General features: G+C 37.2%; 11 protein-coding genes. 3 read left to right on the top strand and 8 right to left on the bottom strand.

Annotated features, from left to right (window positions below; translation table 11 throughout):
- Positions 1-189 precede the first annotated feature (189 nt).
- A complete protein-coding gene (locus tag OLW01_RS12945) occupies positions 190-945 on the top strand; it encodes an acyl-homoserine-lactone synthase (protein WP_268076235.1) in 756 nt (251 codons plus the stop codon).
- 25 nt (positions 946-970) lie between these two features.
- On the opposite strand, the gene coaD is transcribed toward OLW01_RS12945, so the two are convergent.
- The 5 genes from coaD to OLW01_RS12920 all read right to left on the bottom strand — a co-directional run bounded on the left by coaD (position 971) and on the right by OLW01_RS12920 (position 4,028).
- Positions 971-1,450 (bottom strand): pantetheine-phosphate adenylyltransferase, encoded by a 480-nt coding sequence (coaD, locus tag OLW01_RS12940; RefSeq protein ID WP_268074333.1) that lies wholly within the window; start codon positions 1,448-1,450, stop codon positions 971-973.
- A 66-nt stretch (positions 1,451-1,516) separates the two neighbouring features.
- The gene (locus OLW01_RS12935) at positions 1,517-2,044 is read right to left on the bottom strand and encodes a DUF3833 domain-containing protein (RefSeq protein WP_268074332.1); all 528 of its coding nucleotides are present in this window, start codon (positions 2,042-2,044) and stop codon (positions 1,517-1,519) included.
- A 12-nt stretch (positions 2,045-2,056) separates the two neighbouring features.
- A complete protein-coding gene (locus OLW01_RS12930; protein ID WP_268074331.1) occupies positions 2,057-2,575 on the bottom strand; it encodes a DUF2878 domain-containing protein in 519 nt (172 codons plus the stop codon).
- Positions 2,576-2,632: 57 nt separating this feature from the next.
- A complete protein-coding gene (locus tag OLW01_RS12925; RefSeq protein WP_326498586.1) occupies positions 2,633-3,424 on the bottom strand; it encodes a potassium channel family protein in 792 nt (263 codons plus the stop codon).
- Between the two features lie 31 nt (positions 3,425-3,455).
- Positions 3,456-4,028: a hypothetical protein gene (locus OLW01_RS12920; protein WP_268074330.1), complete on the bottom strand. Its 573-nt coding sequence runs from the start codon at positions 4,026-4,028 to the stop codon at positions 3,456-3,458.
- 126 nt (positions 4,029-4,154) lie between these two features.
- On the opposite strand from OLW01_RS12920, the gene OLW01_RS12915 reads away from it, so the two are divergent.
- On the top strand, positions 4,155-4,619 hold the full coding sequence (locus OLW01_RS12915) for a TlpA disulfide reductase family protein (protein ID WP_268074329.1): 465 nt from the start codon (positions 4,155-4,157) through the stop codon (positions 4,617-4,619).
- A gap of 87 nt (positions 4,620-4,706) precedes the next feature.
- Here the strand turns inward: OLW01_RS12915 and OLW01_RS12910 are convergent, their stop codons facing one another.
- On the bottom strand, positions 4,707-5,045 hold the full coding sequence (locus tag OLW01_RS12910) for an RNA-binding S4 domain-containing protein (RefSeq protein WP_268074328.1): 339 nt from the start codon (positions 5,043-5,045) through the stop codon (positions 4,707-4,709).
- 270 nt (positions 5,046-5,315) lie between these two features.
- Here OLW01_RS12910 and OLW01_RS12905 point away from each other — a divergent pair, with 270 nt between their 5' ends.
- Positions 5,316-7,232 carry a hypothetical protein gene (locus OLW01_RS12905; RefSeq protein WP_268074327.1) on the top strand — a complete coding sequence of 639 codons (1,917 nt, stop codon included), beginning with the start codon at positions 5,316-5,318 and terminating at the stop codon, positions 7,230-7,232.
- A 198-nt stretch (positions 7,233-7,430) separates the two neighbouring features.
- Here the strand turns inward: OLW01_RS12905 and OLW01_RS12900 are convergent, their stop codons facing one another.
- Both OLW01_RS12900 and OLW01_RS12895 read right to left on the bottom strand, forming a co-directional pair.
- Positions 7,431-8,879, bottom strand: a complete 1,449-nt coding sequence (locus tag OLW01_RS12900; RefSeq protein WP_268074326.1) for a tryptophan halogenase family protein — start codon at positions 8,877-8,879, stop codon at positions 7,431-7,433.
- A 109-nt stretch (positions 8,880-8,988) separates the two neighbouring features.
- Positions 8,989-11,547, bottom strand: coding sequence for a carbohydrate binding domain-containing protein (locus OLW01_RS12895; protein WP_268074325.1), 2,559 nt, complete (start codon positions 11,545-11,547; stop codon positions 8,989-8,991).
- Between the last annotated feature and the right edge of the window lie 12 nt (positions 11,548-11,559).

Below are 11,559 nucleotides of genomic sequence, written 5' to 3'. Positions count from 1 at the left end.
TAGCAGTTCAGTTTATACACGTTCAGTATGGAAACTAGCAGTTATTGTTATAAAGGAGTCGACTCAGAAGATTAATTTTGTTTGTAGTATTAATTTTTAATAAATGAGCCAATTTAATTTTAGGTTGATTGCTTCATCTAATCATCAGGTCTAATTCAAATAGAATAGTTAACGAAGAGGACTTGCTTGATGCTACACGCACAGCGCATCCCAAACCAAAATTTTACTGATTCACCTAGTGACATATTTTTTAATCTTTTTGATATTAAAATTCCAAGCCCGATAGAGTTAAAGCAGGCTTTTAAATTAAGGCATAAAGTTTTTTGTCAGCAGTTAGGCTATTTTTCAAAACGATCAACTCAACTCGATAGTGGACTTGAAAGCGATGAGTTTGATCACGATGCGATTCATTGCATTGTAACTTATAAAGCCACAGGTGAAGTGGTCGGTTGTGTTCGTTTAGTTTCTCCTAACTTGCAGCATAAATTGCCTTTTTCAAGTTATATACCAGATTATCCTGTTCAAGCTAAAAGCCACGAAATATCTCGCTTAGTCGTTTGCCCTGATTTTAGGCATCGCTTGCAAGGACTAAACATTAATGCACTCATTTTTAGAGCTTTATTTTTGTCAATCAATGTTATTTGTGAGCATATAGGGGTAAATTCAGCTTATATTTTTATTGAACGGAAAATGGCAAGAGCATTAAAATTATTTGGTTTTCAAATGGTTGAAACAACAGAAAAAGTGACTATTGAGCTGGATAATCAAACAGTTTCACAGCGATGTTTGTACCGCGCAGGGTTATTTAGCGCAGAACAAAGTACCAAGTTGTCGACTAAAATATTTATGGAAAAGGTGCAAAGTGCGATTTATCCTGCTTTTCATAACTTTTTTCATCCACATCTTATGCAAACGCAATCAGCACCTAAGTTCGCGCTAGCCTAATTTTTAGATTAAATATATGCCCTTATTAACTGAATTTAATTTTAAGGGCTTGTTCAATTTTTGGTGCCACAAAATCAGCAACTTTGCCCCCATGTTTAGCGACTTCTTTCACTATAGTGGAGGAGATATAAGAATTTTTCTCAAGCGGAGTTAAAAAAATAGTTTCTAACGCAGGGTGTAAATTACGGTTGACATTAGTTAGCTGAAACTCATACTCAAAGTCGGCCACGGCTCTAACACCACGTACCAAAACATCAGCTTTATGTTCTTTTGCTAAATCAACCAATAAACCACTAAAACCAATTACTTTGACATTATGAAGTGGTTTGATGACTTGTTCCACCAATTCGACTCTTTCAGTTAAGTCGAATAATGGCTGTTTACTAGAATTATTGGCAACTGCAACTATCACTTGGTTAAATAACTTGCTGGTGCGCTCTATTAAATCTAAATGTCCATTGGTGATAGGATCAAAGGTGCCCGGGTAAATTGCGATATGTGCCATAAAATATCTGATTTGAGAGAAACAAATGGCAATAATGAAAGATAGCTTACAAAAAGTCCAGTTGTGTTACTGTTTTTCAAAGAAAATCGTCAATTGAGCGACTTCTACACCCAGCTTAGAAAGTGTCGACTTATTAAATACCCGCTTATCGTCAATTTGGTACATCCAATCATCAATGGTAAATATATAGCTGTCTCCGTCAACAGGAACGCTTAATTGATACTGCAAATTAACCGCCATACCGACTTGTTTAATTTGCGCGGTGCCAATTACATCATTTGCCTGCCCTTCGTATACGCCATTTGCAATTTTTGTGAGTGTCCAAATTCTGGTTTGTTTTTCACCATCATCAAATTCGAAATACTCTTTTAATTCACCTTGATTACCGTCCCATTTCGCTTTGATATCAACGGTAAATCGTCGGCTAACTTTACCACTATAATTTTGCAATATGCCCCAAGCTTTTATATTGCCGTTAAAGTAGTGTTCTAATTTAAAATCTGGCGAACTGTTTGTGTAATCACTTACGTGAGTCGAGCAGGCGTTCAGCCAAAAGCAATTTAAGCATAAAATGAAAATTTTAAAGTAATGCATATTAGAAGTTCCTTAGTTACAAGCGGTGGTTGATGGTTGGTGTTTTAACCACAGCGATAACCCCAACATGATAACGCCCCAAATCGACGCTAAAATCAAACTGATAACCCAATTAGGCAAGCCAAACTCGATTGCCCCAAGGGCTTTACCACCGTTGTAAGCAACAGGCCCAAAAATAGCGCCAGCCACAAAGGCGAGTTTTGTATTGCCGATAATATAGCTTAATGAATGCCTGAGTGTTAAAGCAAACGCGAGCCAAATAAGCCACAACCATAATGGCAGCCAAGAAGATGTTGAAGGTAAAATAAATAAGCCAGATTGGATTAAGCTACCGTCGATAATAAGACCTAAAACTGCACAAATTGATAAAAGCTTAAGATCTGTCACGCCGATTTTAATATTTAAACATAGTGCTATCAGACAGGGCAGTGTTATCCAAAGTGAGCTATTGGCCCAAAGTGCACCAGCAAACCAAATAGTTTGAAATAAAGCAAAGTTGATGATGTACTGATACGGAATTCTGGCTAGCATACTTTAGGTTATATCGGATGTTTGATATAACCTATACGAATGACACAGGCTAAATGATCACTCTTGTTTAAATTTTTCGAGTTCTGTTCTTAGCTGCTTTAGCTCTGCTTGCATTTCGTGTTTGAGCTGGCGGTTTTCTATTAATAATTGTTTTAAAATAGCGCGATCTGTTTCTTCTTCTTGCTCTTCTGCTGCTGATGGTCGCGAAAAGCTAGAAGCGATATAACCAGAGATAACACCAAATAAACTCACTCCGCTAATAATTAAAATGCTGCTGATTAACCTGCCTGCTGAGGTTACGGGATAATAATCGCCATAACCCACAGTCGAGATGGTAACTAACCCCCACCATAGCGCATCTTCAGCCGTTTTTATATTACTGTCAGGGTTATCACTTTCGATGATAAAAATGGCGACTGCGCTGCTTGCCACAATAGTGATCATAAATACCAATAAGCCAGCCATTGTAGTTTGAATGCGTTTAGCTAGCATTGGAATAAATACATCTTTGGCTAAGGTTAGCATTTTTATTACACGAAAAATTTGCAGTAATCTTAATAACCTAAGTTGTTCAATTAAAGGAACACTCGCCAATAGCTCTAGCCAGTGACGTTTAAAATAAGTCACTTTGCTGTCAGCTTTAATTGTGCTGATAATAAAATGGATAATAAATACAAAACAAATGAAAGTATCAATTGAAAGCAGTAACCGCCGTGTTTCAGCATCAATTGGTGCAACAAATATGCAAATAACAATAATCATCGCAAATGCGGATAACAGCATCATTGCAATATCAAAAGGGCCGGGCACGTGTTGGTGATTAAGCTGATGTTTATCTTGTTTTTGCATTGTATTTAATTGATCCAATTAAATTTGTTGACTACTGAAATTGCTCAAAAGCGGCTGAAATTTTATCAAGGTAAGGCGTTATTTTTTCGCGATCATTTTGGTTTTTAGGCGAACCTTGCATTTTCATTACTTGCCCCATCATTTGAGTCATTTGTTTTTTCATTTGAGCTTTTTGCTCAGCCGTTAATCCTTCCGCTTTTTCAAGATCAGCTAAAGCATTTAAGAGCTCTTGGTTCATTGATGACGGAATATTAGCTTGTTCAACTGATACTGCCATATAAGCTTGAACAATTTGTGTTTGCACTTCAAAAAAACGATCTAAGTTACTAAAACCATATTGGTTTAAATTAGCTTTTAAAGGTGCATATAAATCATGTTTTTTTAAAACTCTATTCGCGTAATCAGAAACTTGCTTTGGACTAGACTCTAAAAAATTTATTTTCTCTTCGCTATTTAAAATAGCTTTGTGTTTATTTAGCCAAGTTGAAATTTCAGGGCTGGCACTTAACCAATTTTCAATTTCTTGATTTGTTAAATCTTTGGCTTGTAAAACAAAGCTAAACGTTAAACTGATAATAATTGTGCTCAAAAAATGTTTTAACATGGCAGTCTTCCTTATCGAGATTTTGTAGATAAATCATAAGTTATTTTGAGTTTGTTTACGACATATGAAATGATTTACTTTAAATGTCTGTCTATTAAAAATGTGTGTATTAATAAAGGTTAGCGTATGAAATCTATTTTGAGTATTTTTGTTCTTTTAGTTGGGTTGATAACTCCAGCGGTGGCAGAGCCTGCACCGGATTTTAAAATAAATGATAAAACGAGTTTAAGTGATTTAAAGGGAAAAGTGGTCTATGTCGACTTTTGGGCGTCTTGGTGCGCACCTTGTCGTAAATCTTTCCCTTGGTTAAATGAACTACAAACGCAATATAAAGAAAAAGGCTTTACGGTAATTGCGGTTAATGTTGACGTTGAGAAATCAATGGCAGATGAGTTTCTTGAACAAGTACCCGCAAATTTTCCAATTGTGTACGACCCTAATAGTAAAATTGCAAAAGCTTATCAGCTAGTGGGCATGCCAAGCAGTTATATTATTGGTCGAGATGGCGAAGTTAAGCATATGCATGCTGGCTTTAGCAGCAAAAAAACAGCTCAGTATCAGCAAGAAATTATTGAGCTCATAAAACAGTAAAAGATCGCCAAAATTAAATATTGATGATAGCAAAAACAGGGGTGAGCTGAATTGAACCGCAGCGCAACCTCTGATGACAAATTCAGATTAAAATTGAATAGGGCGGCGCTTAGCCTTTTTAATTGTACTTGAGGCGCTTGGTTTAGATTCAACTTTTCGAAGTTGTTTTATGCGCTCAGCTTCAATTTTATCTAGCTGGGTAAGCTCAATACCTGGTGCAAGTTCTATTAAAAAAGATTCACCATCAAATTCAATTACATCGTTAGCCAAAATCTTTTTACGCTTTTGGGTTTCAGTTTTTCCGTTGAGCTTAACCAGACCATCTGCAATCACCATTTTTGCTTCTCCTCCTCCGTAAACTAAAGCTTCAAGTTTTAATAGCTTATACAATTCGATCGGTTGTTGGTTAATTAAAATAGTTTTCATATTGTGCTCAATAAAAATAATTAAAAATATTTTAAATTGCTTTGAACTAAATGCAATGGGCTGAGTCTATTTAATTGTAAGTGTGTTAAATGTTATTCCTTGTTGTATCTCCCTTGTGTGCCGCTGTTTGAATTATTCATTCAGCGGTTTTTTTTTGTATTTTTTATATTTAATTAGACTTATCTGCCCCCTTGCTAAAAACTTCTGGTCAAACCTCAAAAATTATCGTTAAAATACAGCTCAAGCAAAACAATAAACAAGGACTCTTTTATGGCTTACGATTTTGGTGCTAATACGCTCGGTATTAAAAATCCTTTTAAAACCGAAGGTTTGGTTAAATCGATAGCAGGTGTCGCAATCTGTTTAATGGGGATTTTTCCGCTGCTAGATGTAGCAGAATCTCTTCAAACTGACATGGTTTTGGCATGGACAAATGCCGCGTTAGGGTTAATTTTATTAACCTGGGGTTTTAAACATTTAGGTACAGGGCTATTTCAACTGTTTAAATATTTTGTTGGTCGTTCAGTACCGACTTCTTTAGCCTTTAATTTTAATCCTAGTGAGCAAGAAAATGCTCAGGCCGAAAAGCGAACAACGGCATACAACAATCAAGAATTAGAGTCGATGTTAATGGGTCGAAAAAACACGACCTTTGTTGAACCTATTGGCTGGGTCTCGAGATTCATTCACTCGGTGTTACCCAAGCTCGTATTTTTACCTTACCCGATCCGTAACTTTGTTCAGGAGTTAGGCGGTTTAGTTTTATCATCATTTACTGCGTTGTTGGCGTTTGCGATCGCTTATTTTATTTCGCAATCCGGATTGGCTGGTGAAAGTGGTCGTTATATTGTGCCTATTTTGTCTTTATTGTTACTGATTTATTTAACGTTTTTATGGCGCAGTACCGCAAACTCTCTCAATAATGTTAAAAATAGAGCTCTACATAAAAAAGGAGCTGCAAGCTTAGCTAAGTTGGTAACTATTGCTATTATTGTGCCTATTGCAATTGGTTATATATTTACTCAACTAGATTCAGGTACGTTAAAAGATCTTGAAGCTTTATTTGATAGCACTGCAGCGTTCAGCGCTTGGTTTAATTTAATTTTATTTTTATTACTTAGCCTAGCGGTAATTATTGTTTCAGTTATTTTATTAAAAGAAAGGTTTAAACTTGCAACACCTATTACGGAAGTCTCTGAATATCGGGATAATTTACAAGAATCTGTCCACCCAAACGAAATTTTCATTAATATAGAAAATATTGTTTTAGCTAATCGTCGTTATAAAGAAGTTCCTAATCGGGTATATCAAGATTTTGACCCTCAACTAGTTGAGCAAAGCCAAGGTAAAGGTAGCTTTAAAGGGAAGTTATTAATAGAAACGCAGCCCGAATTGGCTGATATTAAGTATTCTGCTAGCTTTAAAACCACACGTTTAATTGCCACTATTGCAGCTCAGGTTTTGGCTGTTATCTCAGCGTTTTTAGTGATGCAGCTATTTTCAACGGGCTATGAACTATATGCATCCGGTAAAGCTTTATTGCCTGAGTTGGAATATGCTAATGCGGAAACCGCTAGCAGCTTGCTTTATCAATTAAGCGACTTATTCGCCGCCTTTTTAATTATTTTCTTTAGTTGGCAAGCAGTGGCTTCTGGTAGCAAAATTTTAGCCAGTGGTAGTCGATTATTTTGGGCTGAAATGCATTTTAGTAGTTTGTTGATGTGGATGAAAACCGAAGGCACTTACACCGAAAGCAAAGTTTCAACCGGGATGTCGATTCATGATTCAACTCGCTCTGAAAACGTGGTGGTACGAAGTTCTATCACTCCTTGGGTATTGAGTAGCCGAATTAAAACCAGCACTTTTGCGACTACGGGTTCGCAAAACCTTGAAATGCCCCGTTATATTTTAGAGTTAAATAAAAATGGTGGAGAGTTAAATACCATCATCGATGAGATTAAAGGGTTTTTGAAAAATAGAGAAGCCATCGCTTCAATTAAAAATGAGGGAGATTTGAAAAATGCTGAAACTATTTATCAAGTTAACCAACAATCACGAGTGCAATTTAATGACTCTGACCCGGCTCAAAAAGAAAAATTAACTGAAGAAGCGGCTGGTTATATTCGCCACGAGGAAAGCCGTGAAGATGAAAATCAAAGTCATACTGATTCTTTTGAAAATAAATAAAATTATTTTTGAACTAACCTCAAATAGCTGAGTCTATTTAAAGGTGTGTTAAGTATGACCTTTGTTGTATCTCCCTTGTAGCCGCTCTTTTGAGCGGCTTTTTTTTGCTTGTCATATTTATTTTAACCAATGTGCCGCGAATACTAAGATAGAAATCGTTGTGCATTGGTTGAGACTATCCGAATTCGTAAAATTAACTTATAGCTTTTTAAACTGGGCTGATAGCGCCTGTCTTCTTGCTATAATTGAACGGATGTCTTGGCTAAAATCTTCTTTTTTAGTTGGATCAAACGGCGGAAACACACCATAGCCTGCCAGTAAAGCAAGCCACGAGGCCGACGGGTAATATTGGTCGATTTGTTGGGCTTTAAGTTCGTCACTTAAGCTGCCCCCACTGAACCAAACACCTAATAATTTGTGCAATGATGGCGAGATAGGGATTTGCTTACAATCCTGCCAATATTGAGAGTCATTACGAGAATTACTCCAGTAATGCAAAACAATATAATCTCGGATCCGCTCAAACGCATAATTCATTTTATCGTTAAAAGCTTGTTTATTTTTTTCACCTTCTTCATAAGCTTGGATAAAACTATTAATGGTATCCTGAACAAAGTTAAGCGCAGTTGCTTCTAGCGGTTCAATAAAACCTTGAGATAAGCCTACCGCGAGACAATTTTTATTCCAGTGCTTTTCGACTCTTCCTACACGCATTTTTATATGTTTTGCTGGCTGCTCTTGTTCAGTTACACCAATTAATTTACGCAACTCAGCTTCAGCACTCTCTGCTGTTTGATATTTTGAACTATACACATAACCATTTCCAACTCGGTTTGTTAAAGGGATTTGCCAAGCCCATCCACAGCTCAGTGCAGTTGATTTTGTTTCAGGTTTGTAGTTTTCGACTTTTGCTGAAGGTATCGCAATCGCAGAGTCATTAAATAAATTTTCATCAAATTTAACAAAAGGCGTCTTTAAGGTTTTATCAATCAACAAAGCATTAAAGCCAGAGCAGTCGACAAATAAATCGCCTGTCAATATTTCACCACTGTTTGTTGTTAACTGGGCAATATCACCATTATTTTTTTGCTGAATGGATTTTATGGTGCCGTAGCTATGTTTAACCCCTAATTCAATCGATTTATTTTTTAAAAACATGCCCAATTTAGCAGCATCAAAATGATATGCATATAAAGTAACAACTGAGTTATTGCCATCAATTGGTAATGCTTTTTTAAACTCATCAGTTAGTTGTTTAGTTAAAAAGTAATGATCGGGATGAGCTTGCACAGGGTACCCATGGCACCTAAGTCGGGCATGGTGTTCAAATACAGGTATAATATCGGCATCATATTGACTTAAAAAAGGGTGAAAATAGCTTTCACATCCAGGTTGAGTCGACCAATTTTTAAAGGTTATACCATTTTTGTAGGTGGCATTACATTGTGGCATCCATTCATCTTCTGAAATGTTTAACTGATCAAACAAATTTTTTAGGTAGGGGGTCGAACCTTCACCTACACCAACAGTGGGTATATCAGACGATTCGATTAAATGTATATCGGCAGATGGCCAACGGTGCGCAAATAAAATAGCTGTCATCCAGCCCGCTGTGCCGCCGCCCAAAATCACAATAGATTGATTCAAATTTATCGCTCCCATAATGATTGCTTGGCCTGAACTTAATTAAAGCATCAAACACAAATAAAAACAGCCGGCAAGCCGGCTGTTTTTTGTTTTAAATAGCACCCAAGTTTTAATATCCTTTTGGTACTGGATACATTTTTATATCGTCGACCCAATAAACTGCATTGGCAGGGATATTGAAGTTTAGACTGTAATTTGCATTACCCCAGTCAAAATCAACATCTGAGGTGACAGACTTAACAACGGTGTTATCTGAAAATACACTATCAGACGTGGTATCTAAGTGCACTTTATAGGTTTCGTAAGCAGTGTCAGATCCTTTGCTGAATTTACGATTTCTCACAAAGTTGGTACCACCATCTTCCAGAACGCTCCAATCAAGTGGTTCAGCCGTCGTCGTTTCTGGCGATTTGAATTTAAACTCAACAATGTATCGCATACCTTGTTTAACGCCTTGTTTAAGCACACTTGAATCAAATACTAAGTTGCCGCCACTCGCTCCGCCTTCAACAAGTAACCCATAAGTATCGTCTACGCCAGGTTGAGAGGTTGCATCTTCTGACAATGAAACCGTTGCGCTACCTGTTGTTGTCCATCCTGCGACACCTAATGAATCCTCGTTAAAGTTACCATTTGGCACAAGGTTTCGCTGTCCTGTTAATTTGTACTTTACAATTGCAAAGTCATCAAAACGGTCATCTTTATTGGCTAAGATAGTAACGCTGATATCGTTTGTACCTTTGAAATAGGCTTCCGTATCTTCGGTTTCAGCGGCATCAAAGTCTATATAACGATCTACCCAAGTATTAGCGACGCCTAATGAACTTGTATCATCAGAGTTAAATACCGGATCATTAATATCATAGGTATCACCTTTGTTGACGACAATTCTTGGTCTACCCCAAGGAGCGGCAGTTTTACCAGAAAAGCTAATATAAAAATTATCATCTTCTCGTATCGTATTTTGAATGATCCCAGTGTTTCTTAAGCGAATAAACATGCTAGATTCAAGCACACTTAAACCATAAGTGCCAGAGTGAGCTGCATCTTGATTAACAACTAAATTATCACTACCACCTGGGCTCCATTGCCATACCCAGCCGTTATCTAAAACACCATTTTCAAAATCACCTTTTTTCACTAAATTGTTAGTTCCACCGGTAATTTCAATATTGAGTGTTCTTTCTTCCGACTCGTACTGACCATCAGTTACCTTATAGGTAAAAACTAAAGTTTCAGTTTCGCCTGGTTCAAGGTATAGGTATTGGTAGGTATCTAACCGTAACTTGCTGTCAGTTCGATTAATACCGACCCCTTCCGGTCCTGAAAATTCAATAACCGTCAGTGCATCACCATCAGAATCTTTGATTTTTTCGAGCAAATCAATTTCCTGAATTTCACTTTCGTTAGATGCTAAAGTTTTAGTGATAACCTCTTCACTTAGTTCAGGAGGGTTTGTTAAGTTAGCCCCTTCTATAGGCACAACAATGGTCCGAGTTGTTAAATTATCATCACTATCTTTAATGACTATTTCATAGGTCAAATTTGCAAACTCACCCTTCTCTAAAAGGTCTGCTAACAGCCGTGGATCAATCGTAATATTGGCTTCTTCAAGTTGACCCGTAAATGGGTTTCTAACTTGATTGATTTGACCAAACAGACCTGTATTTTTAATTTGGTCTGGTAGGTCAGCCATTGTGATTGAGCTACCTGCACCCATCGTTAGTTCATAACTATCAATGCTCAATACTTCTTCTGCATAAGCATTTCTAACCTGATAGAAATCTGACAGGTCTCCTACTTCTTGGCTGAACTGATAGTTGTCCATGATATCCTTGTCATAGATACCTTCAATCAGATTAATGGTAACAGGTAAGTCTTTTTCTGATGGTTCTGGTATATCTAACTGTTTATCTTCAGTGTTACCAGTCTCATCTACGACAGGGGTGCCGTCTTCGTTCAATTCAAGAAACTGAGGTGCATTGTTTAAGCCCATTACAGTGGCTTTTACGTAACGAGTCACTGCATGTTCTCCGTCACTGACTTTAAATCTCAGATCCAATTCAGCTCTTTCGTCTTGCCCTAATATAGGTGCAAAGTTTCTTGGCGTAACGCGCAAAACATTATCTCTGAATTCAAAGCCATTATATAAAGGCTCCCATACAGTCGCTAAATTTTGAATGGCCTGGACTTCTTGTTTTTCTGTCCACTCTAGGTTGTCTCCAACACTAAAACCAGCTTCTTCCAAGAAAGGTGTACAATAATCTTCATAGTTGACCGCGGTAACCAAAGCGTCACTACAGTCTGGGCCGCGCCACAAAATTTCCATCTCAGTGACATCTAAATATTGAATTGCATCTGCATCAGTCACCCCAGCCAATAAGTCGATATCATAATAGTCAACTTTTTCAAAGTCGCCATCAGGGTCATCAAACATATCATCTTCGTTAAATGTAAAATGCCACTGAAGTCTAGGGTCAGCTACAGCGCCCGCTAAATAAGTATCAGGCGTTTCCACTTGAAATGTACTGTATTCGTTTGCAATATCAGCTGTTTCTAACAGTTGTGGTGCGTTTTCATTTGTTAAATCTGCAGAATTATCGCTACTGCACCCAGATAAAGCTGCCGCAACTAATACGGCAGTAACTTTTCTATTATATAATTTCATAATTTTGACTCC

This window comes from Catenovulum adriaticum (assembly GCF_026725475.1).
Taxonomy (GTDB): domain Bacteria; phylum Pseudomonadota; class Gammaproteobacteria; order Enterobacterales; family Alteromonadaceae; genus Catenovulum; species Catenovulum adriaticum.
This window is presented reverse-complemented; position numbering and strand designations above follow the sequence as displayed.